Genomic DNA, 25998 nt, shown 5'->3' on the forward strand with positions numbered 1-25998 from the left:
GGTGGGTACTAGCCGGCGTGGATCTGCCATCCGGCGGCATCGTTTTGCTGTCGCCAGAACTCGTCGAAACGTCCTCCGGCCGCGCGTAATTCGTCGATGGTCCCGTCCTCGACGACCCGGCCGTCGTCGACGAACAGCACTCGGTCGGCCTGGGAGATGCTGGCCAACCGGTGCGCGACGATCACCCGGGTGCGCGGGCGCGGTTCGGAGCTCAGCGCGGCGACGATCGCGGCCTCGTTCTCGGTGTCCAGCGCGCTGGTCGCCTCGTCGACCAGCAGCACCGGTGCGGGTTTGAGCAACGCCCGGGCGATGCTGACCCGTTGGCGCTCACCACCGGACAGCGCCGCGCCGGCTTCTCCCACCCGAGTGTCGGTGCCGTCGGGCAGTCGGGCGACCAGCTCATCGACGCGGGCCAGTTCGGTGGCCCGCTGTAAAGATTCTTGATCGGCGTCAGGGTTTCCGACCAGAACGTTGTCGCGGATCGTGCCGTCGAGTAGGTACGGATGCTGGAACACCACGCTGGTGGCGGCCCGCCGTGTCGTGGCGTCCAGCTCGGTGGCGTCCACCCCGTCAAGCAACACCCGTCCACCGGTGGGCTCATGCAGTCCGGCGATCAGGGACAAGATGGTGCTCTTGCCCGAACCGGACGGTCCGACGATGGCCGTGGTGGTGCCGGCCTGCAGGGTGAAGCTGACCCTGTCGAGCACCGGGGCGCCCGCCGAGTCGTAGCCGAACGTGACGTCGTCGAACTCGATCCGCGTGGCGTCGGCGTCCTCCGGGGCGCGGCCGGTGCCGACCGTCACCTCGGGCGCGGTGAGCACCGCGCGGATCCGCTCGAGGGAGGACCGCGTCGACTCCAAAGCCGGCGCCAGCTCGCTGATGACGGTGAACGGCTCCAGGTAGCGCGCCGCCACCACGATTAACGCGATGGCCTCTGGAACGCTCAGCGTGCCGGTCACGGTCAGCGCGGTGGTGCTGCCGGCCAGCAGGATCAGCGCGCCCTGGCTGGCCAGGCTGAACAGCAGTTGCCCCGGAATCTGCATGAGCAGCAGCCGCATCGCCGCGCCGTGTTGGGCGCTCAGCGCCTGTCCGACGGTGCTGCGCTCAGGTTCGACGCGCCGCGCCGCGCGCAGCGCCTGCTGGGTGCGCGCGAACTCGATGATTCGTTCCGTCAGAGCGGTGTTGGCGTCGCCGGCCGCGGCGTCCGCGCGGGCGCTGAGCCGGTTGGCCGCCCACAGCGCCCCCAGCATCAGCGGTACCCCGCCCAGGGCGGCCAAGCCCAGTTGCCAGGACACCCCGAGCAGGGCCAGTGCTATCGCCGGCGGCAGCAGGATCGCGCTGATCAGCGGGGTCAGCAGGTTGACCACCAGGCTCACCAGTTCGGGGCCGGTGGCAGCGATCGCCTGTCGCGCATCCGCAGTGTTCTCCGCGGTGAGCCAGCCCAGCCGGACGCCCGGCAGCCGGTCGGCCACGTCATGTTGGGTGTGATCGAGGACGGCGAAGCCCAAGTCGAATCCGATTCGGGCGCATGCGAAGTCGATCAGCCAACCCGCGACGGTCGCCACCGTCAGCCAGCCCAGCCAGGCCACCGCTCGACTCGGAGCCTCGGAGAACAGCGCGCTCACCAGCGGGACCAGCAACACGGTTCCCGCCGCCCGCACCGCCACCGACGCCAACGTCAACGCGGCGTAGCCGAACATCCGGCCGCGGCGGTCGTGCGGAATCAGCTGGATCAGGGTGCGGATCATCGGCTCGCCTCCGCACCGACGGTGACTGCGGCGCGGCCGGTCTCCCACAGTTGCAAATAGCGTCCCTGCGCGGCCAGCAACTGATCGTGGCTGCCCTGTTCGACGATGCTGCCGTGGTCAAGCACGACGATCTGATCGGCACCGGTGATCGTGTGCAGTCGGTGGGCGATCACCAGCACGGTGCGATCCCGGGTCAACCGGTTCAGCGCTTGCTGCACCAGGTATTCCGATTCGGGATCGGCGAACGCGGTGGCCTCGTCCAGGATGAGCACGGGCGTGTCGGCGAGGATGGCGCGGGCGATGGTCAGCCGCTGCCGCTCCCCGCCCGAAAGCGCTGCGGCGGCACCGAGCACGGTGTCGTAGCCGTCGGGCAGCCGCAAGATCCGGTCATGGATCTGGGCTTCACGGGCGGCGGCCTGCACCTGCTCGTCGGTGGCATCCGGAACCGCCAGCGCGATGTTGTCACGCACGCTGCCGTGCACCAGCTGAGTTTCCTGCAGGACGAACCCCACCCGGCGGTAGAGCTCGTCGGCGGTCAGCGACCGGATGTCTTGACCGTCAACCGATATCGATCCGGACTCGACGTCGTGGAACCGGGCCAGCAGCGCGGCCAGGGTCGACTTACCCGAGCCCGACGGGCCGACCAGTGCGGTCACCGTGCCCGGCCGCAGCGTCAACGACACGTCGCGGATCACCGGAACACCCGGGCGATAGCCGAAGGTGACTGCCTCGAAGCGCACCGTCCCGGGCGCGTCTACCGGCGCTGAATCAAGCTGCTCGACGGCGAGTTCGGGTTCGTCCAGGGCGATCTGTAGCCGCCGGGCCGCCAGCATGCCGCCGCGAATACCGCCGACTCCCAGACCGATGCCCAGCAGGCGGGCACCGAAGGTGGTGCCCAGCAACAGGAACGGCAGCAGGTTCACCGGGTTCATTCGGCCGGAGATGATCAGCGGGGTGCCGGTCAGCATGATCAGCCACAGGAAGGTCGACGGGCGGGTGACCAGATCCATCAGCGTCTTCTTGCCGATGAAGGGCCGCTGCCAGTCCACCAGAAAGTTGATGTACTCGTCGAGGCGGCGGCGGAAGGTGGAGGCGGCGGCGCCGCCGAACACCCGGATCACCGGCTGACCCTCCAGGTAGGTGCCGGCTTCGCCGTTCATCCGCTCGGCCCAGCGTTGCGCCTGACTGATCTTGGGGCCGGACTGGGTCATCATCACCGACATCAGCACCATGTAGACCAGCACCGGCACGAACAACACCAGTGCCACCCGCCAGTCGACCACGAACAGGTAGACCAGCACCGCGACCGGTGCCACCACGGCGGCGACGGCATCGGGGATGGCGTGGGTGACCAGGTAGTGCAGCGACAGGGTGTCGTCGGCGACCAGTTGCTTGATCGAGCCGGATCCGCGGGCGGTGAACCAGCCCAGCGGCAGCCGTGACAGCTTGCTCAGCAATCGGGTCCGCAGCGCGCTGGCGAAGCGGGCGTCGACGACGTGCAGCCACAGCGTCAGTCCCGCGCCCAGCAGGGTGCCCAAGCCCAGCAAGGAGAGTGCGGCGATTCCGACCGTCCACAGCCGTGACTCGTCGGCGCCGGCGACCAACAGTCGGGCCAGCTCCACCAGCAGCACGAACGGGGCCAACTGCAGCAGCGTGACCAGGGCCTGCAGGACACCGGAGATGATCAGCGGCACCCGCAGCGGACCGAGCAGCCGACCCGCGGCCTGCGCACGCCACGCCCCCTTCGCGCTGACTGTGCGCTCACCGCATGAACCAGGCGCCTCACTCGCACTTTTGTCTGGTGACGGCAGAGTCGACGGCACTTGTTGGGTGGCCGCGGTTTTCTCGGGGCCGCGCTGGGTGCCCATGGCACGTCCGGCGGTCCAGTAGGCCTGCGCGTGGATCTCGGATTTGGGGAAACCGAACTCGTCGCGCAGCCGGGTCCGCAGTGCCTTGAGCGTCGCGGCTTCCGGCGTGGCCCAGGCATACCAGTCCGACCAGTCCCGGGCCTCGATCGCCGCGGCCAGCGAGTTCGCGTCACAGCGGGGCACCCAGTGCACCCGCAGCCGGGGGTGCTCACGCAGCGGGATCAGCAGATCGTCGTCGTCGTGCTGTTCGAGGTAGAGCTCGATCGGTACCTCAGGTGCGACGGTGCCGATGATTCCGTTGATTCCCGGTATCGACGCCGAGTCCCCCATCAATAGGTAGCCGGCGGGCTGCGCGTCGGCGTCGGGCACCTCGAAGCGCGACGAGCCCATCAGCGACATCGCCGCGATAGTGGCTCCGGGTTCCACGGTGCGGGCCCAGCGGGTGGCCGGCCCGGCCGGTTCGTGCAGCACCATGTCGACCGCGAAGCGTCCGCTCTCGGCGTCGCCCTCGGCGATGGTGTACGCGCGCTGGAATTCGGTGTCCGATCCGTCCGGGTCCGGGAACCAGAACCGCAGCCAGGCGCTGGGCTCGACGGCCGCGTCGGTGAACAGGGTGGGTGAATGCATCCAGACCCGGATGCAATGTGGAGTAATCCAGCTGGTCTCAAGCACCGTTACGGTGTGGTCTCGAGCACCGAAGCCCCGCAGAATCGCACCCTGCAAGCCGCGCGCCATCACGGTCCTTTCGCCAACGGTGGCCCAACCCGCGGAATCGGGCTCGGCGCCCCGCCGCTAAGTCGAACCTAGGTTACCCTACCCTCACTTATCCGAATAGCCGCTCGGGTAAGCTGATTGCTCGTTATGACTGACGCCGCAACCATCCTGCACCGCGAGCTGACGGACATTTCCGACGAGGTTCGCAGTGTGCCGGCACCGCCCATTCCGGGCCTCGCCGAGCCTTATGCGATCCGGGTCGCCGACCCGGATGCCGACGCGGAGATGATGTCCGAGTGGATGAACCGGCCGCACCTGGCGCAGACGTGGGAGTCCGCGTGGCCACAGGAGCGCTGGCACGCCTACCTGAGCGCCCAGGTCGCCGGCAGCTTCACTCGGCCGCTCATCGTCAGCCGGCACGGACAAGACTACGGCTATATCGAGTTATACCGGGCGGCAAAAGATTCCATCGCCAAGTACTACGATGCCGACCCGCACGATCTCGGCATGCACGGCGCCGTTGCTGACATTGCGGCGGTCAATCGGGGGTTCGCAGCGATCCTGCTGCCGCGCGTCATGAGGAGCGTTTTCGAGCTGGAACCGCAGTGCCGCCGGATGATGTTCGAACCCGAGTACCGCAATACGGCGATGCGCCGGTTAGCCGAGTACGTGGGCGGTACCTTTCTCGGCGAACACGACATGGGTTACCGCAAGATGGCCTTGTACGGGGTGCTGCGCTACCCCGACGACGACCCGCTGGCGAATAACTCGTCGTAGCCGTGATAGTCGGGGCGCATCCCGGCTGCCACCAACTCCCAGAGCACCTCGTCGGTGCCGCCGCCGACACGGGCCAGCTTCATATCCCGCCACCAGCGCCCTATCGGCGTCTCGTCGACCAGGTAGCCGGAGCCGCCGAAGATGTGCATGCATTCGGAGAACACTTCTTCACCGAGCCGGGCCGCGGTGACCTTCATAGCCGCGGCGGTACGCAGATCGAGCCGCCCGTCAACGGCAATGCCCTTGAGTGCGTGGCGGAGCAGATCGACCCGGGCTTGCAGGTCAGCCATGCGCAGCCGTAGCGCCTGGTGCTCGAACAGGGTGGCACCGAACTGCCGGCGGCGCATCATCCGGGCGTGAGTGAGCCCCATCACCAGCTGACACGACGCGGCGACCTGCCCGGCGATCGACATGCGTTCATGGGCCAGGCCCCAGGAGATCGCGGCCAGGCCAGTGCCCGGGCGGGCGATCAAGGCATCGGCCGGCACCCAGGTGGCGATATCGACTGCTGCGGTGTCCAGCGGCCCGGCCCCCACTTTGCGGTACGGCTCGTTGATGTGCACTTGGGAGGTCGGGACCGCGATCACCATGACGTTGCCGTGCCGGCTGCTCTCGTCGTGGTCCACGCCGCGCGCCACCACCAAGATGTGATCTGCGATCGGAGACAGCGACACGAACTTCTTACGGCCTCGCACCTCGAAACCATCACGCACGGAACGAACTTCGGTCTCGACGATCTGCAGGTCCGAACCTCCGGACTCCTCCGAGGCCGCGATGCAGAGCACCGCCTGGCCCCCGATTGCCTGCTCGCAGATGTCCTTCAGATAGTCAGACCGCCCGAACCGGCGCAGGATCGCGATGGCGGAGTCGTGCAAGCTCACCCCGACCCCGATGCCTGCCGATCGCAGCTGTCCCAGCTTGAACGCCAAGGCCACCAGCTTTGCGACGTCGGGATGCTGGCCGTTGCCCCACTTACCCGCGAACACCCCGGTACGGCCCAAGTGCTCGATCAGCGCGCGCGGAAAGCGCTCGGTGGCTTCGGCTTCAGCTGTCCAGTCGGCAACCTGTTGGTCGAACACCTCGTCCAGCAAGGCGCGATAAGTGTCGATGCCGGACCCGGCGGTCACTTCGGTCACTTCGTAGCCTCCAGGTTCCGTTTGACTTCCAGCCGCCGCAGCTTCCCCGACGACGTCCTGGGCAACGAGCCGGGCGCCAGGAACACCACATCTGCGGGCACCACCCCGCACTGCGATGCCACCCGGGAGATCAGGTCGGCACGCGCCCCGGCCTCGTCACGGCCGCGGAACTCCGCGGCGATCACCAGTCCCGGCCGGATTCCGTCTGTGCCGACCGCCACTACGGCTCCATCGCGGACACCACGCACCTCCGCGGCCACTCGCTCGATCTCGGTGGGAAACACATTGCGTCCGGCGATCGAGATGATCTCTTTGGCGCGGCCGCAGACCACCACACCGGCGTCGGTGAAGTAGCCGAGGTCACCGGTGGCAAACCAGGTGTCCGGCTCCAGCGCCGGCTGACCCAGATAGCCCGACATCATCGAGGTTCCGCGGATCTCGATCTCACCGATCTCACGCTGCGGCAGCTCCTCGTGGCGCTCGGCGACCGGACTGATTCGGACCTGCATTCCGGGAATTGGTTCGCCGAGCACCGCATGCCTGCGCACCGCCTCGGCGCCATCGCTTGCTGCACCGATGATTTCGTCGTACTGCAGGCCGGTCCCTGGCCGTGGCGCGGTCACCGCGCAGGTGGCTTCGGCCAAACCGTAGGAGGGCATGAGAGCACCGGGGTCGAGGCCGAACTTGCCGAGTTCGGCGACGAATCGCTCCAGTCCAGCACAGTCGACCGGCTCGCCGCCGTTGATCGCGACCCGCAGTCGGCCCAGGTCCACTTCGGGGACTCGTCGGGCGTATTTGCCGATCACGGTGTAGGCGAAGTTGGGCGCGGCGGTCATGGTGGCCCGACTGTCGTGCAGCCAGCTCAGCCACCGAAACGGCGAGGCGGCGAACGCCGCCGTTGGCGCCAACCACTGTTCCGATCCGGTCAGCGCAGCGCTGAGCAGGAAGGTCAGCCCCATGTCGTGATAAAGCGGTAGCCAGCTGCAGCCGACGTCGTCTGCCGGATCGACGCCGACATGCGTGCTCAAGCCGGAGACGTTCGCCAGCACCGCGGCCGGTGACAGCTGGGCGGTGCGCGGGGTCCCGGTAGACCCGGCGGTGCCCTGCAATACCGCGGGCACATCGGTGTCCGTGACTGGCTTGATCGAGCGACCGGTGTCGGCAGCCGCGGCAACGTCAGCCACCGCCAGAGGCCGACCGCCCTCCTCGGCCCGCAGCAGGTCTAACACCGATCCGTGGCTCAGCACCGTGCCGACCCCAATGCCATGGAAGCGATCCAATGTCGCCTGTGCCCATTGCGGGGGGTCAGCACCGCGGACCGGTCCGGGCAGGATCGACACGCTGCGGCCGGCCAACCATGCGCCCTGAATCGCGGCGACCAGATCTGCGGTCGGCTCCCCGACCAGCCCGACGGCACCTTCATCATCGCCGTCAAGGATCCGGGCGGCCACGCTTTCGGCGCGGGCGTGCACCTGCTGCCACGGGTGGCGATTCCATGCTCCGGCTTCGGGGTCAAAGACCACCAGATCGTGCTCCGACCCGGTCATCGCCTGGGTCAGGGCGCCGGCCAGCACGCTCACGCGCCGGCGGGGGCTTTCGCCCGGATGGCGGCCTCAAGGTCCCCGACCGTGTCACAGGTCAACAGGTCTTCCTCAGACAGCGCGACGCCGAGCCGGTCCTCGATGGCCACCATGCCGATCGCGAACGCCACCGAATCCAGGCCTACGTCGTCCACCAGCCGCGACTCCGGCGTCACCCGGCTGAGGTCGACCTGCAGATCGTCGTGCAAGATCTCACGCAGCGCGGCGCTTACGGCGTCAGTGGGCGAAGAGCTCATGAGGTGCGACGCTACACCAGATCCCAAACTAAGGTTAGCGTGCCCTATCTTGTGACTCGCAACACTTAGGGTAAGGCAAGGCTTGCCTGATGTTTGTCCTTATGGTTAACGTTAGCCACCGTTCTACATAGACAGGAACCTCACATCAGATGAGGTAACGATAAGGAGAAGCAATGCAGTTCGCACTCGCGGCCGGGTCGACCGACTCTGGCACCGCCTCGACCGCCCGGGCCACCGGCCTCATGGCCGCCGGGATCGCCTTGGCCGGCGCCGGCGTGCTCGCCGTCAGCCCGGTTGCGCCGCTGCCCCCCGTGGTCGGCCACCAGCCCGCGATCGAGCTCACCGCGACCACCTCGGAGAACCTCGACGCGCTGTCGGCGCTGCTCTCCGGCCCGAGCCCCATCTTCTCTGCCCTCGGTGAGCTGGGCAGCTACTACGGCGGGGTCGCCAGCAGCAGCCTGGCGGAGTCGTGGGCTGGCATCGAGGGCATGTGGTCGGGTATCGGACCGATCGTGGGCCTTGAGACGAACCTCCCGCTCATCATCGACTTCCTCAAGGAAGGTGACGTCACCCACGCCTGGAACCTGATCAACTGGGACATGGTCTTCGGCGCGCAATATATCTTCCAGCCGCTGTTCAACTACATCCCGCGCGGCGGTACCGAAGAGATCCCCGGCATCTTGGGCATTGGGACCGACATGAGCCAGGTCTGGACCAACGTGCAAGACCTGTTCGACGACTTCAGCTTCTGGAAGAGCGCCGCCAAGTCCGTGTGGGAGCCCTTCCTCGGCTTCCAGTTCGCCCTGGCGGAGAACTTCAGCAACAACCCGGACCACGCACCCCAGGACCCGTTCGACGCACTGCTCAACGGCTATGTCGTGTGGGACGAGGACGGCGGTACCCCCCGGGCGCCGTGGCAGGGCCTGCTCACCTCGAACGGCACCTTCGCGTACCTGTTCGACAAGCTGCCCACCTTGATCGCCACTGCGTTGACCTCGACCATCCCGGTCGCAGACACCGACGTCGACGCTGGTGGGGCCCTCGCGGACCCGAACCTGGTGGCCACGTCGGACAGCAACCTGCTCGACCTGGGCTGGCTCGACAGCCTGTTCGGCCAGTCGTAATCGCACCACCCCGTCTCGGGGGGGGGGGGGGGGCGCCCCCGCGCCCGCGCGCCCCCCCCCCCGGGGGGGGGGCCGGCGCCCCGCCCCCCCCCGCCCACACCCTCGCCGGAACCCCCCCCCCCCCCCCCCCCCCCCCCCCCCCCCCCCGCGCGGGGGGGCGGCCCCCCCGCCCCCCCCACCCCGGCTCTAAACGTTGCCATTGACTAATGGCACCATTGACTGTTGACTCAGTCACATGATCCTTGGCCGATCGTCCAAACGCAGCCATGGGGCCTCCGCCGTCGTCACCGGCGCCGGAAGCGGTATCGGAGCCGCATTCGCCATCGAACTCGCCCGCCGCGGCAGCGCCGTGATCTGCAGCGACATCGACGATGACGCCGCCCAGCGCACCGTCGAGGCCATCACCGGCGCGGGCGGTCGCGCCACCGCCGTGCACTGCGACGTCTCGACGATCGACGACGTCACCGCGCTGGCCGACGCCGCACAGTCCTGGTTCGGCCACGCCCCCACCCTGGTGATCAACAACGCCGGCGTCGGCGCCGGCGGGCAGCCGATCGGCGAGATGGCACTGGACGACTGGAACTGGACGCTGGGTATCAACCTGTGGGGCCCCATCCACGGCTGCCACGTTTTCACCCCGATCCTGCGGGAGGCAGGCCCCGATCAGCCCCGCGGCATCATCAACGTCGCCTCCGCCGCGTCGTTCGGCGCCGCCCCGGATATGGCGGCCTACAACGTGAGCAAGGCCGGCGTGCTGTCGCTGTCGGAGACCTTGGCGGCCGAGTTGTCCGGTACGGGCATCGGTGTCACCGTGCTGTGCCCGACGTTCGTCAAGACCAACATCGTCGAATCCGGGCGGATCAGCGCCCAGTCCAGTGACGCGGCGAACCTGCTGATGCGCTGGACCGGGCTCTCCGCGCAACGCGTTGCCCGCGACTGCCTCGACACCCACGACCGCGGCGGGCTGTACTGCATGCCGCAGCTGGACGCCAAGATCGGTTGGAACATCAAACGTTTCGCGCCGGAGACCTTCACTCGAGCCATCGGGCTGGCATTCCGTGCCAGCGCGGCATTGCCAGGTAGGTCCGACTAAAGGAGATCACGATGGCTCTCGACATGGACGTCATGCTCACCAAGATCAAGGATCGGCAATGGGCGCTGGCCGATATCGACTGGGACGCACCTGGAGCCGAGCTGATCCGCCCCGAGATGGTGCCCAAGCTCAAGAAGTTCATGGCCGACCTGTGCTGGATCGAGAACATCGGCGCCCGTGGCTTCGCCGCCATGGCACGCAAGGCGCCCACCGCCACGCTGGCCGAGATCTACCGCTATTTCCATGCCGAGGAGCAACGTCACGCCAACGCCGAGCTGGCACTGATGAAGCGCTGGGGCATGCTCGAAGACGGCGAGACCCCCGAGCCCAATGTCAACATCCGGTTGGCCATGCAATGGCTCGACGACTACTCCGACGACCTGCCGCTGTCGGTGCTGGGCACGGTGATCCCGATGCTGGAAGTCGCACTCGACGGCGCCCTGCTCAAGTTCCTGCTCGACGAGGTCGACGACCCGGTCTGTCATCAGGTGTTCGAGAAGATCAACAACGACGAATCCCGGCATATCGCTGTTGATTTCGAGGTGCTGGAGATGATCGGGCACGCCGACGCCCGCAGGCTGGCGATCGAGTTCGTCGGCACCGTCGCCTCCCCCTCACTGATCGTCGGAGCGCTGATCTCGATCCCGCTGCTCACCCGGATCCGCAACGAGGTCATCGGCATGGGACTGGACCCCCAGCGGCTGTACTCGGCACTGATGCGCTTCACGCAGTTCGGCGAACGCGGCGAACACACCCGGCGGGTGCCGGCCTACCAGGCGATCAAGCGCTACTCGGGCTGGATGGCCAATCCGGACAGTCCGTATCACCTGTTGGCCAACCCGGCGGTGTGGCTGTCCGGCTTCTATCCCAAGCGCCTGCTCAAACCCATCCCGAGCTGGTTCAAAGAACTCACCCACGAACCGGCAGCCTGACGTGGCACGCGCACCCATCTACCAGACATTGATCGTGGGCGCCGGGTTCTCGGGAGTCGGCGCGGCGATCAAGCTGGCCGAGGCAGGCCTTGCCGGCAACGACGAGATCATCATCTTGGAGCGCAGCGACCGGGTCGGTGGCACCTGGCGCGACACCCGCTATCCCGGTGCGGCGTGCGACATTCCGTCGCTGCTGTACTCCTTCTCCTTCGTCGCCAATCCCGGCTGGTCGCGGGCCTACCCCTCGGCCGGCGAGATCTGCGCGCACATCGAGGACATGGTCGACCGGTTCGACCTGCGCCGCCACATTCGGTTCGGCACCGAGGTCACCGGGCTGGTGTTCGACGAGGGCGCCGGGGTATGGAAGATCACCGCGGTGGCGGCCGGGCGCAAGCGAGCCTCCCAGTTTCGGGCCCGCACCGTGGTGTTGGCATCCGGGCCGCTGCCGGACTCCAGCTTTCCAGCCCTCCGTGGCCTGGAGAGCTACACCGGCCACAAGATCCACAGCGCCCACTGGGATCCCGACTACGACTTCACCGGCAAGAGGGTCGCGGTCATCGGCACCGGCGCCAGCGCGGTGCAGATCATCCCAGAACTCGTCGAGCGGGCCGAGTTCGTCAAGGTATTTCAGCGCACCCCAGGCTGGGTGATCCCCCGCCTGGACATGACCATGCCAGCCGCAGTGCAGCAACTGTTCGCCAAAGTCCCAGCCGCCCAACAATTTGCTCGCCAAGCCCTGTTCTGGGGGCACGAGGCCAGCGCCACCGCACTGGTGTGGAACACCCCGCTCAGCGGCCTGGTGGCCCAACTGGGCAAAGCCCACCTGCGCGCGACAGTCAGGGATCCATGGCTGCGGCGTCAACTCACCCCGGACTTCACCCCCGGCTGCAAGCGCATGCTGATCTCCAGCGACTACTACCCGGCGCTGCAGCGCGACAACTGCAAGCTGATCGCCTGGCCGATCGCCACGCTCAGCCCGTCGGGCATCCGCACCAGCGACGGCGTGGAGCACCAGCTGGACGCCATCGTGTTCGCGACCGGCTATGACGTCCACCTGACCGGCCCGCCGTTTCCGGTCACCGGGCTGGGCGGCCGGTCCCTAGCCGTGGACTGGCGCGGCGGCGGTCAGGCATTCAAGAGCATTCAGGCCCACGGCTACCCGAACCTGTTCTTCATGACCGGACCGAACTCCGGGCCGGGCCACAACTCACTGCTGGTCTACGTGGAAGGCCAGATCGACTACGTGGTGCATGCCGTCGGCACGATCCGCAGGGGAAGCCTGCGCTACCTGGACGTGCGTGACGATGTGCAGCGCCGCCACAACGAGCAGATTCAACGTCGACTGGGCAAGACGACCTGGATGTCGGGCTGTCGCAGCTGGTATCTGACCGAGGACGGTTTCAACGCGTCGATGTACCCGGGGTTCGCAACGCAGTATCTTCGGCAGATGCGCAGTTTCCGCCTCGCCGACTACCACGCGGTGGCATGACCGCACCGGATCGTCACGCCAAGCCCGACTCCATCGCAGGGGTGCTGGCGAATCTGCGGCGGGTCCCCCGCCGGGTGCGGCGCGAGTCCCGCGAGGTGATCGAGGCTGCGGTAACACAGCTCTTCGAAATCGTGGTGCGTCATCCGGGCGGCAACACGGCGTCCCGGGAGTACCGAATCGATGACCTGGCCCGATTGGGCGGCACCACCACCCGCAACGTGCGCGTGTACCGGGACCGGGATCTGCTGCCGCCGCCGCGGCGGGTCGGGCGGATCGCGTTGTACAACGACACCCACCTGACCCGACTGCGCCTGATCACCTCGATGCTCGACCGCGGCTACACCATCGCGCACGTCAAAGAGATGATCGGCGCGTGGGAGCAGGGCAAGGACCTCGGCGACATCCTGGGACTGGAAAGCGCGATCGCCGGTAGCTGGACCACCGAACGGCCCGAGACCATGCCACGCGCCGAGGCCGAGCGGCGAATCGGCGACCCACCGGCGATGCGGCGCCTGGTGGCGCTCGGGGTGATCCGCCTCAACGAGGCCGACTCCCTGGCCACCATCACCCGGCCCAAGCTGATCGATGCCTTCAACGAGGTCCGCGGCTACGGCATCGCCATCGACAAACTGATCGACCTCTACGAGCAGTCATTGCCGCACATCGACGCGATCAGCCAGCTGCTGGTGCGAGCCGGCGCCGACCACGTCCTGACCCGAATTCAACCCGGTGCGCCCCTACCGGCCGACACCGAGATCGCCGAGCTGATCGGCATGCTGGTGCGATTCCGCACCCAGGCCGTCGCATCCGTGACCGCCACCCTAGCCTCGTCGATCGAATCGACTATCGAGTCGATGGTCAGCGGCCTGCTCACCGAGTCTCTGCTGCACTGACCCACGTCGCGCGCATCGGCTCCCCTAAAGCGTGTCGAATGACTGGCTGCGGTCGAGTCGGCGTAGCGGTAGGGCGATTTGGCTGAGGTAGAGGAAGCCTTCGTGGGCGGTGAGACTGGCTTCGTATTGGCGGTCGAGTCGGCGGCAGTGGTTGATCCAGCCGTTGGTGGGTTCGACGACCCAGCGGCGTGGCTGGATCTGGAACCCGCTGGTGGGTTTCGGCCCGGACACGATGTCGATGCTCACTGCGGCTTTGGTGGCTGCCTCGGCGACGGTGGGGCCGGTATAGCCCTTGTCCAGCCAGACGTGAGCAACGGTCGGAGTGGTGTTCTTGGCTTTGCGCAGCCGGGCCGGGAAAGCGGCACAGTCCGGCACGTTGGCCGGAGTCACAGTCGCGGCAATGCGAATGCCTGCGGTGTCGACGAGGATGTGGCGTTTGATGCCGCCGACCTTTTTGGCGCCGTCGAAGCCGCGTGGTCCGGCCACGGGCGATGCCTTCACCGACGAGGAGTCACCCCCGGCTGCTGAGGGCCGGCGCCAGCGGCCGGTGCGGGAACGAACCTCGCCGCGTACCGTGCCCCAGGTGCCGGCACGGCACCAGCGCAGGAAGCGCTTATGCGCGGACGACCAGGACACGGTGAGGTCGTGGGCAAGGTGCCGCCACGCGTAGCCGGTGCGCAGCCCTTACAGCACAGCGTTGAGATATTCGCACCGCCGTCGTGGCGGACACGGTCGGCCACCACGGGGATGATCTGATCGGCCACGATGAACCGGGCCACCCGCGCCCATGCGGTATCGGACAAATTGGAGGCGTACCGCCGCCGAGGTGGTGTGAGGGCACCTGACCGCTGATCCTGACGGCGATCTGTGACGCCCCACGCCTGGTCGGCGCTGGTTGTCGGTGCCCTATGCGATGCTGCGGTTAATGGCCCGGCATACGACGTTCAAATTCTGCCTCGACCCCACTGTCGAGCAGGAAGTGATGCTGTCCCGGCATGCCGGCGCGGCCCGGTTCGCGTTCAACCAGTGCTTACGCCTGGTGAAAGCCGGGCTCACCGAGCGCCGCGTTGATCCGGGCATCGACGTGCCCTGGACGGGTTTCGACCTGATCAACATCTTCAACGCCTGGAAGAAGACCGAAGCGGCCGGGCGGGTGTTCACCGTCGATCCTGCCGGGGTCACCGAGTCGGTGGTGACCGGCCTGGCGTGGCGCACACAGGTGTGCCAGCAGGTGTTCGAAGAGGCCGCCGTCGACCTCGGCAAGGGACTGACAGCCTGGTCGGACTCCCGTGCGGGGAAACGCAAGGGCCGCCGGGCCGGGTTCCCTCGCTTCAAGAAGAAGACCACCGCGGTGCCATCGTTTCGGCTGCGCAACAAACACCCCAAGGGCCGGCCGGCCGCGATCCGTGTTGGCGACGGCAACCGGGCGCGGTCGCTCACCCTGCCCGGCATCGGCCAGATCGCCGTACACGACGACACCCGCCGGTTACGTCGAATGCTCGCCACCGGACGGGCCAAGATTCTGTTCGCCACCGTGACCCAGCGCGTGGGCCAGTGGTGGGTGGCGCTCAACGTCGAAGCCGCCGACCTACACCCGGCCCACAGGCACTCGCCGCTAGACACCGCAGATAGTGATGGTTGGGTCGGAATCGACCGGGGACTATCTGCATTCGTTGTCGCCGCTACCGGCGACGGGGCGCAGGTAGCCCGGATCGCCGATGCCCCCAAAGCACTCGCCGCCGGCATGGCCCGCCAGCGCCGGTTAGCGAGATCGTTGTCCCGCAAGAAGAAAGGATCACACAACCGCCGCGATGCCACCGCCAAACTCGCCCGGCAACCACCGCGTCGCCAATGTGCGCCAACATTTCGCACACCAGGTCTCCAACCAGCTCGTCAAGACCCACAACCGGCTCGTCATCGAGAACCTGCATGTAGCCGGGATGTTGCGCAACCATCGCCTGGCCCGCGCCATCTCCGATGCGGGCTGGGCTGAGTTCGCCCGCCAGCTGCACTACAAGCAAGACTGGCGTGGCGGGCGGGTCATCGAGGCCGACCGCTGGTATCCCTCCAGCCAACTCTGCTCGGCCTGCGGTGATCGCCGCACCGACCTGAGCCTGGCCGAGCGCATGTTCATCTGCCCATGCGGTCACCACCTGGATCGTGACCTCAATGCGGCGGTCAACTTGGCCCGCTGGGGCCAAACCCATCACGACTCACAACGAACTCCGGACCCCCAAGCAGGAGGCCGGGCCACCAACGCCCGCCGACAGGACGGCTCTGACCAGCACCCCACGAGTGCCGGTGAAACCAGCCTGAACGACGCGGGAACCACCGTTCACACCGCACCAGCGGCCTGAACCAAGGAACGCCCGAGAAGGGCGGTGCCGAACACCCACCAGAGTTGTTCGACACGCTTTAGGCCAGGGCGAGGAACAGCTTCTCGAGCTCGTCTTCAGAGAGCGGCGCTTTGCCGCCGGCAGCTTCACCGGCCAGGCACTCACGAAGCCCGCTCGCGACGATCTTGAAGCCCGCCCGGTCCAACGCCCGCGAGACCGCAGCGAGCTGGGTGACCACGTCCTTACAGTCGCGACCGCCCTCGATCATCGCGATCACTCCGGCGAGCTGGCCATGGGCACGGCGCAGCCGGTTCAACACCGACTTGACGCTCTCTTCGTCATCAATCACGTGAGGTCCTCTCCCCGAGCCGCCTGTTATACCCTATAGGGTATCGCAACCGACAACCGGGCGGCGGATTCAGCGCTCAGCGATCAGATATGGCGCCAGGGTGGCCAGCTTCTCGCAGGTCTCCTCGAACTCCCGCTCGGGCCGCGACTCGGCGATGACGCCCGCCCCGGCTCGCAACCAGCAGCGTCCGTCCCCCTCGTAGGCCGCCCGCAGCGTCAACGCGGCGTCGAGGTCACCGTCGGCCGAGAACATCACCACCGCACCGGAGTACAGCCCGCGTGGGCACTCATCGAGCCGCAGGATGGCGTCGATTCCGGCCGCTTTGGGGATCCCCGACGCGGTGACCGCCGGGAACAACGCCTCCAGGGCATCCATCCGGTCCCGAGCGGGATCCAGCCGCCCGCGCACCGTCGACCCCAGGTGCTGAACGCTCCCCCGTTCCCGCACGGTCATGAAGTCGGCGACGACCGTACTGCCGGGCTCGGCGATCTCGGTGATCTCGTCCACCGAAGTGCGCACCGAGATCGCGTGCTCCACGATCTCCTTGGCGTCGGATTCCAACTCGGCTCGAACCGCCGCATCGATCGCAGAATCGCCCGTGCGGGCACGCGTGCCGGCCAGCGGCTCGGTGACCACCACACCGTCGCCGCGCACCTCGGCCACCAGCTCCGGGCTGTACCCGAGCGCGCGGATCCCGCCCAGCCGCAACAAGAATGACCGAGCCGGCGTGTTGTGCCGCCGGCCCAACCGGTAGGTCGAAGGGAAGTCCAGCGCGAACGGCACGTCGACGCAGCGCGACAGGATCACCTTGCGATAGCCGCCGGCGCGGATCTCCTCGACCGCGGTCGCCACCCGATCGCGATAGCCGGCACCGTCGGCGTCGACCACAATCGGCGACGGCTCGGCCAGCGCGGGAACGCCGTCGGCCAACAGCCGCTCCAGCACCACGACTGCCCGATCACTGTGGCCGAACAGCTCGACCTTCTCGGCGGTGACGACGATGCGGGTCTGCGGCCAGAACACCCTCGCCAGCGCGGTGCCCGGCGTCAACCGTTCCTGCAGCCCGAATCTGTAGGTGCCGAATTCGAAAGCCACCCAGCCGAATACCTCTGCGGCCTCGAGCAGCAACCGGTCCACGGCCTCACCGAGCACTGCGGCCGGCCGCCCCCGCCAGTGTTCGCGACGAACCACCCCGTCGCGGACCGTGCGCAGTTCGTCGCTGTCCAGCTCGACGGCGGCGCGCACGCCCGCGGCCAGGGTCCAACGTCCGCCACGCTCGTAGAGTAGGTATTCCTGACCGTCATGTTCCGGTAGCTCAGCGGCCAGCGCGGCAGCCAGATCAGCCGGCTCGACACCCGGCGGCAACAGCACCGACGACGCAGCTTCGGAGACTGTTTCGACACCGACCTCGGACACAATTAGTAAATGTAGCCTAACCTATCCAGTGACGTGCGCCTCGCCCCGCGAACCCGCGCGCAACCTCAGCCGGGCAGCAGGGCCAGCAATCTCGCTCGCGCTTTCACGTGCAGCTGCTCGAACTTGGAATTGCGCTGCCGCTCCATCTCCGCAGCCATCCGATTGCCCAGGTCCTCCAGCTCCGCGTCGGTCAGGTTGACCGGCGCCGGCGGGGGCACCAGGTCGCGCTCCTCTTCGTCGGCGTGCGCCTCCAGGACGGTCAGGAAGGAATTCCACTCGTCCACATACCTGGGTGAGCTGGTCGGAGTCCGCAATGCCACCGCGAGCTGGTCGTAGATCTGCCGGTGCTCGGCGTGTGCAATCGCGATCAGCTTGCTCGCGGCCGCCAGCGCCGGATAGTAGATGTCGTCCTCGATCTTCATATGGATGGTGAACTCGCGCAGCAATGTATCGAGGGTCTGCTGCCGCTCGGCCGAGCCGACCGGAGCGGCCTTCAACCGACCGCCCAACCCGCGCAGCACGTTGTGGTGGTCCCGCAAGACGGTGTAGGCGTCACTCATTGTGCAATCTCCTTCTGTTCCGCGATTTCGGGGCACTCCAGGGTCTGCGGGGCGAGATATTTAACCCGGCCCTCACCAAGGGGTGTCAACGCGCCGTCGCGCAGCTCGACCATCCCGTCACGCACACGCGCCTGGTAGCGGGGCAGCGGAGCGGCAGACGGTCCGCGCAGCACGGCACCGGTTTCCACGTCGAATTGCGAGCCGTGCCACGGGCACACGATCCGGCCGCGGTCGACCCAGCCGTCTTCCATCGGCGCGGCCAGGTGCGGGCAAAATCCGGCGAACGCCGAGACACTGTCGCCGTTGCGGCACAGCACCACCGCGACGCCGTCGACGTCGATGCGTTTGGGCTTCTTGCCGGCCGGGAGCTCCGCCTCCGGAAACACCGGTGTCCAGTGGTCGATGCGCAGCCGATCACCGGACTGGTCCATGCCGATTCCGGAGCCGAACACCAGCGCACCGCCCAGGAATCCGCTGGCAGAGGTGATGCCGTAGCCGACCGCACTGGTCACGATGCCCCGCAACTGCCGCCCGCGGCGCCGATCCCGCCAGGACTGGACGTATAGACCCGTGGCGACGAGATTCAGCACGCCGTGCACCAGCCCGATACGCCGATCCTTGTCGTGAGTGTGCTGCCAGTCGGTCACTCCGGTAGCCGCAGAGGCGAAGTTGGCCGCAATTCCCAAACCCAGGGCGCGCTGGGCGAATCGTGACGCGTCAAGCACCTCCGTCGCGGACTTGCTCGGCAACAGACTCAGCGCATCCAGGGCGACCGTCGTCCCAATGGCACCGGTGGTCAGCGATGCCAACGGCGGATGCACCGGATGTCCCAGCCACACACCGTTCAAGAAGTTGGTCACCCGGTTCCGTGCCCCACCAAAGGCGTTGAACCCGAAGCTCAATACGTTCTCCAGCCGGTAGCTGGGCCGATCCATCCATTCCTGTCGACCGAGAATCTCCAGCACTCGCCCGCCGACTCCGTGCGCCCGGCGTGCGGCGCCTCGCGCCCGTTGAACTGCCATCCCGTCGGTCCTCCATCTGCCCCGGCTACGCCCTGTGTTGGGCCTCGTTTGCGGAGCTACATTCGGGAGCGTATCCGCAAGTACGATTCACTACAAGTAACGGATGACGATATTGCTGAATGAGCCCCAACGCTCGAACCGTACCGGGTCGACCCCACGTGTCACGTCTATACGAAAGCTGTTATTTACCACTGTAATAGATTCCGGTTTCGTCGCCTTTCCGCGACTCGCGAGGCGGACCTGGCAACACCAAGGCAAGATTGCTGTGAATCGGATGGAAATGATCTACCTGCATGAAACGCACGTACAGCGAACCCCTAGATATCCGTATTTGCGGATTTTCTACTTAGCTCGGAACCAGCCATCGACCTGGTGACTCCGGCCGCTGCGATCAGGTCGCAGTGATGTGTTACGGGCGTTCACAATTCGGTATCAGTCCTCACACAAAGGTTGGCAACGCCGACATCCGCGCGGACTATGGAGTCATGCTAAGTATTCGCAAACTCGTGGGATCGATGTTCGTAGCGACAGCCGCCGCGGCAATCGCCGCAGCCCCGACAGGCGTGATGCTGATGACCGGCTCGGCGGGCACGCCCGGCCAGACCGCGGTCGCCCAACCGCACGGTTCCGGCGGCCCGGACGGCAACGGCGGAGGCGGCGGCTGTGGCCACGACGCCGGTTGGCAGGGCTGTGGCGGCTTTGTCCCCGGCCAGGGTGGTTTCGGCCACGGCTGCTTCAACGGCATCTGTGGTAGCTGGGACGGCGGCCGCGGGTGGTTCAGCGGCTAAATCGCCAGCTAGCCCAGCAGCGACCGCACCACCGCGTCGGCCAGTAACCGGCCCCGGTCGGTCAACACCAGCCGCTCACCGTCGATGTTCAGAAGTCCATCGGCAACCGCGATCGCAGCACGCTCGCGCTCCTCGGCATCCAGATCCGCCAGCGCCAGCCCGTCGCGCATCCGCAGTCGCAGCATGACGTCCTCGGTATGCCGATCGGCGTCGGAGAGCTCCTCGAAGTCGGCCACCGGCAGTGTGCTCTGCTCCAGCAGCTGCGCGTAGGTGTTGGGGTGCTTGACGTTCCACCAGCGCAGCGCGCCGTCATAGCTGTGCGCGCCCGGGCCCGCACCCCACCATCGGCCGCCGTTCCAGTAGCCCAGGTTGTGCCGGCAGGCCGCGCCGGGCCGGCTCCAGTTGGATACCTCGTACCAGTCCATCCCCGCCGCCCGCAGCCGGGCGTCGACCAGCTCATAGCGATGCGCCGCCACATCGCCCTCGGGAGCGGGTAACTCCCCACGGCGCACCCGACGGGCCAGCGCAGTGCCGTCCTCCACGATCAGGCTGTAGGCCGAGACGTGATCCACACCCGCCTCGAGCGCAGCGTCCACCGAACGCAGCAGATCGTCATCGGTCTCGCCGGGGGTGCCGTAGATCAGGTCGATGTTGAGGTGCTCGAAGCCGGCGGCACGCGCCTCGCGCGCCGCCGCCACCGGCCGGCCCGGCGAATGGATGCGGTCCAGGGTGGCCAGCACGCGCGGCGACACCGACTGCATGCCCAGCGACACCCGGGTGTAGCCGGCGGCGAGGATCGTCTCGAAGAACTCCGGCGACGTCGACTCGGGGTTCGCCTCGGTGGTGACCTCGGCGTCGTCGGCCAGCCCGAAGTGCTTACGCACTTGGTCGAGCACGCGCGCCAGCCGCGGCCCGCCCAGCAACGACGGCGTGCCGCCTCCGACGAATACCGTGTCAGCCGGCTGGCGCCCCAGCCGGGCGGCGGCCAGTTCCAGTTCCTTGTCCAGCGCCGCCACCCAGGCATCGGGGTTTGCGCCGCCGAGCTCCGCCGGGGTGTAGGTGTTGAAGTCGCAGTAGCCGCACCGGGTGAAACAGAACGGCACGTGCACGTACACCCCGAACGGTCCGTCGTGGCCACGCTGGGCCGGCGCCACGTCGGGCAGCGCTACGGCAGTCGGGGTCGGGGTCATGAGGCCCGATCATCCCACGGCGTCGCGGGCGGCGCTGTCTGTCTTCGGCCTCACTCGGCCTGCGCTTCGAGCCCCTCGGCTTCCTGGTACAGCGCCGTCAGATACTGCGTCAGCGAACCGACCGGGGCGGCTGCACTGGCGGCATCACCGCGGGACGCACATGCCGGCCACGCTCCGGGCCCACGGCTGGCCATGATGCGTTTGGCGACGGCGATCTGCTGCTCCGGGCTGGCCTGCGACGGCAATCCGACTCCACCGTTGGCATCCCAGGTCGCGGCGCTGATCTGCAGGCCGCCGTAGTCGCCGTTGCCAGTGTCGGCCGACCAGTTCCCGCCGGACTCGCACAGGGCGATGGCGTCCCAGTCGATCGGGTCGGCGCTGGCCGCGCCGGACAATTCGGCGGCGCCGACCAGCAGCACGCCGGCCGTCAGCGCTGTGAATTTCCTCATACCAACTCCACGTTGCTGGCCAGCCAGCGGCCGTCGACCTTGTCCATGGTCATCCGGATCCGGCTGTGGTCGAGCACGGGTTCGGGGTTGTCGGCGTTCCGCACCGCCTGGTCGACCAGCAGCACCACCACGGCGTGGTTGCGGTCGGCGGATTTGAGCACCGCCTCGGCGACGTGTCCGCGCGCCGTCGCCCGGTTGTCGATCAGTTGCTGACGCAACCGCACGCTGGAACGGGTGTGCATGGTCCGAAACTGGCCGGTCGATCCGTCGGTGATCTCGGCGAAATTGCGATCGATGTTGTCGGCGTCGATATTGCTCAGCCGCAAGACATATGCCTCGGCAGCCTCCAGGGCCTGCTCACCGGCGACGTGGGTTTGGTAGTGCTGGACGGCCAGCCATCCGCCGCAACCGACGGTGGCCGTCAGCGTCGCCACGGCCAGCCAGCGACGCAGCCGGGAAAGGCCGCTCGGCCCCGGTGGCGGGTCGGCCGCCGGCAATGGTTCCCACTCCGGTTCCCATCCGAAATCGATACTCACCTATCCCACCCGCCTTCCGATCGGCTGTTCGTCTGCGGTGGTCCGCGCCGGGGTGCGTCACCCCCGAGCCGATCCGATCCGCTCCCCCGGCCCGACCGCCGTAGCATCGAGCCCCAGATGAGTTTTGCTCACGCTGATCACAACTTTGCGCCGGTAAGGAAGATTTTTGGCATCCATGGCATAATCGGTGCTGTGACCGCCGCCTATTGCACCTCGTCCGGGGTTGCCTTGGTGGCTCGGCGGCATATCGATTTCAAGCGTGTTTGCAGCTGTCGCTGTCTGCCTTGATGTCGTAGAACCGCCCACCTGTACTTTCCAGCTGGCCGCCGGATCTGCGCCGCCGCCGGAGACAGTCGCCGGTGAACCGCGCTCAATCCCGCCGGCTCCTCATTCAAGGAGATTCGATGACCGCCACTCCTACTGCTCCCCCGAGCCGGGCCAAGCGCAGTGAGGCCCAGTGGGCGCTCGGCGAGACCGAACCGGTCAACCCCAACGAGCAGTTCAAGCAGGAAGACCCCGCACTGAACGTGCAGGCCCGGATCTTGGATGTGTACTCCAAGGAGGGGTTCGACGCCATCACCAAAGACGACCTGCGCGGGCGTTTCCGCTGGATGGGCCTCTACACCCAGCGCGAGCAGGGCTACGACGGCACCTTCACCGGCGACGAGAACGCCGATCTGCTGGAGGCCAAGTACTTCATGATGCGGGTGCGCTGCGACGGCAAGGCACTGTCGGCCGCCGCCATGCGGACGCTGGGTCAGATCTCCGTGGACTTCGCCCGCAACACCGCCGACATCTCCGACCGCCAGAACGTGCAGTACCACTGGATCGAGATCGAGAAGGTGCCGGAGATCTGGGACCGGCTGGCCGAAGTCGGCCTGCAGACCATCGAAGCCTGCGGCGACTGCCCGCGCGCCATGCTCGGTTCCCCGCTGGCCGGCGAATCCCTCGACGAGGTCCTCGACCCGTCGCCCGCCCTCGACGAGATCATCCGCCGCTACATCGGCAACCCGGAATTCGCCAACCTGCCGCGCAAGTTCAAGACCGCCGTATCCGGCCTGCAGGACGTCGCCCACGAGGTCAACGACATCTCCTTCATCGGCGTCAACCACCCCGAGCACGGGCCCGGCCTGGACCTGTGGGTCGGCGGCGGATTGTCGACCAACCCGATGCTGGCTCAGCGGCTCGGCGCCTGGGTGCCGCTGGACGAGGTGCCCGACGTCTGGGAAGCCGTCACCAGCTTGTACCGCGATTACGGTTACCGCCGGCTGCGGTCCAAGGCCCGGCTGAAGTTCCTGGTCAAGGACTGGGGCGTCGAGAAATTCCGGGAAGTTCTCGAAACCGAGTACCTCAAGCGCCCCCTGATCGACGGCCCGGCCCCCGCCAAGCCCACCGCCCCCATCGACCACGTCGGAGTCCAGCGCACCCGCAACGGCCTCAACGCGGTCGGGGTGGCACCGATCTCCGGACGAGTCAGCGGCCAGACACTGGTCAAGGTTGCCGAGCTGATGGAACAGGTCGGCACCGACCGCGCGCGTTTCACCACGCACCAGAAGCTGCTCATCCTCGACGTCCCCGACGAGAAGCTCGATGGCCTGCTCGCCGGGCTGGATGAGCTGGGCCTCCCTGCCAACCCGTCGGCGTGGCGGCGCAATCTGATGGCCTGCACCGGCCTGGAGTTCTGCAAGCTGTCGTTCGTCGAGACCCGGGTGCGGGCCCAGAGCCTGGTTCCCGAACTCGAGCAACGACTCGACGATCTCAACGCCGTGCTGGACGTGCCGGTCACGGTCAACATCAACGGGTGCCCGAACTCGTGCGCTCGTATCCAGGTGGCTGACATCGGGTTCAAGGGCCAGATGATCGACGACGGCGAGGGTAATTCGGTCCCCGGCTTCCAGGTGCACCTCGGCGGCAGCCTGGGCGCCGACAGCGGGTTCGGCCGCAAGCTGCGCCAGCACAAGGTCTACAGCGATGAACTCGGCGACTACATCGAGCGGGTGGTGCGCAACTTCATCAAACAGCGCAGCGCCGGTGAGCGTTTCGCCCAGTGGGCGGTGCGTGCCGAAGAAGACGATCTGCGATGAGGCCGCACAGCGAAGCGGAGTTGCGTGAGCTGGCCGCCAAGGGCGCGGCCGAGCTCGACGGTGCCAGCGCCACCGAGCTGCTGGAGTGGACGGATGCGAACTTCCGCGGGGTGAACGGGCTCGACGCTTCAGGGGCCTCCTGCAACTACGTGGTGGCCTCCAACATGGCCGACGCGGTGCTGGTGGATCTGGCGGCCAAAGTCCGCGCCGGAGTTCCGGTGCTGTTCCTCGACACCGGCTACCACTTCGCCGAGACCATCGGCACCCGCGACGCGGTGGAGGCGATGTACGACATCGCGTTGGTCAACGTCACCCCGGAGCAGACCGTGGCGGAGCAGGACGCTGCCCACGGCAAGGACCTGTTCGGATCCAATCCGGCACTGTGCTGCCGACTGCGCAAGGTCGAGCCGCTGTCCCGCACGCTGCGCAACTACTCGGCGTGGGTCACCGGCTTGCGTCGGGTGGAAGCGCCGACGCGCGCCAATGCACCGCTGATCAGCTTCGACGAGCAGTTCGGCCTGGTGAAGATCAACCCGATCGCGGCGTGGTCCGACGAGGAGTTCGACGCATACATCGTCGCCAACAACGTGCTGGTCAACCCGCTGATCGATGAAGGCTACCCGTCGATCGGCTGCGCGCCGTGCACGATCAAGCCGGCGGCCGGCGCCGATCCGCGCAGCGGACGCTGGGCCGGCCTGGCCAAGACCGAATGCGGGCTTCACGCCTCGTGACCACCACGCTGGTGCTGACCGCACACGGCAGCCGGGATCCGCGCGCGGCGGCCAACACCCGTGCGATCGCCGGGCACCTGCGCCGGGTGGCGCCCGAGTACGCCGTACGGGTGGCGTTCTGCGAACACAGCACCCCGAACCTGCGCGATGTGCTGCGCGAGACCAGGGGCAACGCCGGCGGCGACACCGTCGTCGTCCCCCTGCTGTTGGCCAGCGCCTACCACGCCCGCGTCGATATTCCGGCGATGATCACGGAGTCCGGCGTCGCCGTGCGGGTCGCTCTGACGCTGGGCGAGGACAGCCGCCTGGTGCAGGTTCTCGGTGAACGCCTGTCGAGCGCCGGCGCCTCGCGATTCGACCCCGAGCTGGGCGTGGTGGTGGTCGCGGTGGGCTCGTCGCGACCGGCGGCCAACGCGCAGACCGCCACGATCGCAGCCCCGCTGTCTCGCGGAACACGTTGGGCCGGCGTGGAAGTCGCCTTCGCCACTGAAGGTCCTCAGCCGTCGATTCCCGAAGCCGTCGAACGGTTGCGGGCACGCGGTGCCACCAAGCTGATGATCGCCCCGTGGTTTTTGGCCCACGGCAGAATCACCGACCGGGTCACCGCCTACGCCGCACAGGCGGGAATCCCGATAGCCGAGCCGCTCGGCGCGCACCGCCTGGTGGCCGCGACCGTGCTGGACAGAATGGAGACGGCGCTGGCCGCCAACGGACTGGCTGCCTGACTCGCGCCGATGGCCTACGTGCCGGTCACGGCGCGTGCGAGCCCTACCAGGTCGCGCGCCGAACTAATCGCAGCCGAAACGGGGCACGCCAGTCCGCCGCGGCGGCAATCGCCGGATGGCGGATCTGCCAGGCCGGACGTGGTGAAACCCGTCACAGCGCTCATCGCCACCCTTCACCTTTAGTATGGTTAGCCTAACCTA

General features: G+C 67.5%; 24 protein-coding genes and 1 pseudogene. 12 read left to right on the forward strand and 13 right to left on the reverse strand.

The features are described from left to right. Window positions 1-8: 8 nt before the first annotated feature. Entirely contained in the window at window positions 9-1748 is a 1740-nt protein-coding gene (locus tag NM962_12185; protein ID UVO10797.1) for an ABC transporter ATP-binding protein/permease, read from the reverse strand. Then, window positions 1745-4351: an ATP-binding cassette domain-containing protein gene (locus tag NM962_12190; protein UVO10798.1), complete on the reverse strand. Its 2607-nt coding sequence runs from the start codon at window positions 4349-4351 to the stop codon at window positions 1745-1747. The genes NM962_12185 and NM962_12190 overlap by 4 nt, the downstream gene beginning before the upstream one ends. A 126-nt stretch (window positions 4352-4477) precedes the next feature. Between NM962_12190 and NM962_12195 the strand changes: the two genes are divergently transcribed. After that, on the forward strand, window positions 4478-5107 hold the full coding sequence (locus tag NM962_12195) for an acetyltransferase (protein ID UVO10799.1): 630 nt from the start codon (window positions 4478-4480) through the stop codon (window positions 5105-5107). Here NM962_12195 and mbtN read toward each other — a convergent pair. Genes mbtN through NM962_12210 form a run of 3 tightly spaced genes read right to left on the reverse strand, consistent with a single transcriptional unit; the run spans window position 5068 to window position 8080 of the window. Beyond that, window positions 5068-6234 carry a mycobactin biosynthesis acyl-ACP dehydrogenase MbtN gene (gene mbtN, locus NM962_12200; GenBank protein UVO14692.1) on the reverse strand — a complete coding sequence of 389 codons (1167 nt, stop codon included), beginning with the start codon at window positions 6232-6234 and terminating at the stop codon, window positions 5068-5070. The two genes, NM962_12195 and mbtN, sit on opposite strands and share 40 nt — an antisense overlap. A 5-nt stretch (window positions 6235-6239) precedes the next feature. After that, complete coding sequence (gene mbtM, locus NM962_12205; GenBank protein ID UVO10800.1) at window positions 6240-7823, reverse strand: long-chain-fatty acid--ACP ligase MbtM; 1584 nt, start codon at window positions 7821-7823, stop codon at window positions 6240-6242. Beyond that, window positions 7820-8080: an acyl carrier protein gene (locus tag NM962_12210; protein UVO10801.1), complete on the reverse strand. Its 261-nt coding sequence runs from the start codon at window positions 8078-8080 to the stop codon at window positions 7820-7822. The genes mbtM and NM962_12210 overlap by 4 nt, the downstream gene beginning before the upstream one ends. Window positions 8081-8253: 173 nt before the next feature. On the opposite strand from NM962_12210, the gene NM962_12215 reads away from it, so the two are divergent. The 5 genes from NM962_12215 to NM962_12235 all read left to right on the forward strand — a co-directional run bounded on the left by NM962_12215 (window position 8254) and on the right by NM962_12235 (window position 13611). Further along, on the forward strand, window positions 8254-9204 hold the full coding sequence (locus NM962_12215) for a hypothetical protein (protein ID UVO10802.1): 951 nt from the start codon (window positions 8254-8256) through the stop codon (window positions 9202-9204). Window positions 9205-9439: 235 nt separating this feature from the next. Next, window positions 9440-10297, forward strand: a complete 858-nt coding sequence (locus tag NM962_12220) for an SDR family NAD(P)-dependent oxidoreductase (GenBank protein ID UVO10803.1) — start codon at window positions 9440-9442, stop codon at window positions 10295-10297. Window positions 10298-10308: 11 nt separating this feature from the next. Then, complete coding sequence (locus NM962_12225) at window positions 10309-11229, forward strand: ferritin-like domain-containing protein (GenBank protein ID UVO10804.1); 921 nt, start codon at window positions 10309-10311, stop codon at window positions 11227-11229. A 1-nt stretch (window position 11230) separates the two neighbouring features. Next, on the forward strand, window positions 11231-12718 hold the full coding sequence (locus NM962_12230; protein ID UVO10805.1) for an NAD(P)/FAD-dependent oxidoreductase: 1488 nt from the start codon (window positions 11231-11233) through the stop codon (window positions 12716-12718). Continuing rightward, window positions 12715-13611: a MerR family transcriptional regulator gene (locus NM962_12235; protein UVO10806.1), complete on the forward strand. Its 897-nt coding sequence runs from the start codon at window positions 12715-12717 to the stop codon at window positions 13609-13611. Before NM962_12230 ends, NM962_12235 begins: the two co-directional genes overlap by 4 nt. 24 nt (window positions 13612-13635) lie before the next feature. Here the strand turns inward: NM962_12235 and NM962_12240 are convergent, their stop codons facing one another. Then, the gene (locus NM962_12240) at window positions 13636-14247 is read right to left on the reverse strand and encodes an IS5 family transposase (protein ID UVO10807.1); all 612 of its coding nucleotides are present in this window, start codon (window positions 14245-14247) and stop codon (window positions 13636-13638) included. Window positions 14248-14536: 289 nt separating this feature from the next. Between NM962_12240 and NM962_12245 the strand changes: the two are divergent. Together NM962_12245 and NM962_12250 are read left to right on the forward strand one after the other, a co-directional pair. Then, window positions 14537-14598 (forward strand): annotated as a pseudogene (locus tag NM962_12245) (hypothetical protein). Between the two features lie 824 nt (window positions 14599-15422). Then, window positions 15423-15968 (forward strand): transposase, encoded by a 546-nt coding sequence (locus tag NM962_12250; protein ID UVO10808.1) that lies wholly within the window; start codon window positions 15423-15425, stop codon window positions 15966-15968. 58 nt (window positions 15969-16026) lie between these two features. Here the strand turns inward: NM962_12250 and NM962_12255 are convergent, their stop codons facing one another. From NM962_12255 to NM962_12270, 4 genes are all read right to left on the reverse strand, one after another. Further along, on the reverse strand, window positions 16027-16296 hold the full coding sequence (locus NM962_12255) for a metal-sensitive transcriptional regulator (protein ID UVO10809.1): 270 nt from the start codon (window positions 16294-16296) through the stop codon (window positions 16027-16029). A gap of 69 nt (window positions 16297-16365) precedes the next feature. Then, window positions 16366-17712, reverse strand: coding sequence for a salicylate synthase (locus NM962_12260; protein ID UVO10810.1), 1347 nt, complete (start codon window positions 17710-17712; stop codon window positions 16366-16368). A gap of 65 nt (window positions 17713-17777) precedes the next feature. After that, window positions 17778-18272 (reverse strand): hemerythrin domain-containing protein, encoded by a 495-nt coding sequence (locus tag NM962_12265; protein UVO10811.1) that lies wholly within the window; start codon window positions 18270-18272, stop codon window positions 17778-17780. Further along, a complete protein-coding gene (locus NM962_12270; protein UVO10812.1) occupies window positions 18269-19294 on the reverse strand; it encodes a Rieske 2Fe-2S domain-containing protein in 1026 nt (341 codons plus the stop codon). Before NM962_12270 ends, NM962_12265 begins: the two co-directional genes overlap by 4 nt. A 485-nt stretch (window positions 19295-19779) precedes the next feature. On the opposite strand from NM962_12270, the gene NM962_12275 reads away from it, so the two are divergent. After that, a complete protein-coding gene (locus NM962_12275) occupies window positions 19780-20082 on the forward strand; it encodes a hypothetical protein (GenBank protein UVO10813.1) in 303 nt (100 codons plus the stop codon). Window positions 20083-20090: 8 nt separating this feature from the next. Here the strand turns inward: NM962_12275 and hemW are convergent, their stop codons facing one another. From hemW to NM962_12290, 3 genes are read right to left on the reverse strand one after another with little or no spacing between them, the layout of a single operon-like run. Then, window positions 20091-21272 (reverse strand): radical SAM family heme chaperone HemW, encoded by a 1182-nt coding sequence (gene hemW / locus NM962_12280; GenBank protein ID UVO10814.1) that lies wholly within the window; start codon window positions 21270-21272, stop codon window positions 20091-20093. A gap of 50 nt (window positions 21273-21322) precedes the next feature. Further along, a complete protein-coding gene (locus tag NM962_12285; GenBank protein UVO10815.1) occupies window positions 21323-21721 on the reverse strand; it encodes a transglycosylase family protein in 399 nt (132 codons plus the stop codon). Beyond that, entirely contained in the window at window positions 21718-22257 is a 540-nt protein-coding gene (locus NM962_12290; GenBank protein ID UVO10816.1) for a hypothetical protein, read from the reverse strand. Before NM962_12290 ends, NM962_12285 begins: the two co-directional genes overlap by 4 nt. A 404-nt stretch (window positions 22258-22661) precedes the next feature. Between NM962_12290 and NM962_12295 the strand changes: the two genes are divergently transcribed. The 3 genes from NM962_12295 to NM962_12305 are packed head-to-tail and all read left to right on the forward strand — an operon-like array spanning window position 22662 to window position 25797. Beyond that, window positions 22662-24341, forward strand: coding sequence for a nitrite/sulfite reductase (locus NM962_12295; GenBank protein UVO10817.1), 1680 nt, complete (start codon window positions 22662-22664; stop codon window positions 24339-24341). Beyond that, window positions 24338-25072, forward strand: a complete 735-nt coding sequence (locus tag NM962_12300; protein UVO10818.1) for a phosphoadenylyl-sulfate reductase — start codon at window positions 24338-24340, stop codon at window positions 25070-25072. The genes NM962_12295 and NM962_12300 overlap by 4 nt, the downstream gene beginning before the upstream one ends. After that, window positions 25051-25797, forward strand: coding sequence for a sirohydrochlorin chelatase (locus tag NM962_12305; GenBank protein ID UVO10819.1), 747 nt, complete (start codon window positions 25051-25053; stop codon window positions 25795-25797). Before NM962_12300 ends, NM962_12305 begins: the two co-directional genes overlap by 22 nt. Window positions 25798-25998 lie beyond the last annotated feature (201 nt).

It is taken from the genome of Mycobacterium sp. SVM_VP21, assembly GCA_024758765.1.
GTDB lineage: Bacteria > Actinomycetota > Actinomycetes > Mycobacteriales > Mycobacteriaceae > Mycobacterium > Mycobacterium heraklionense_C.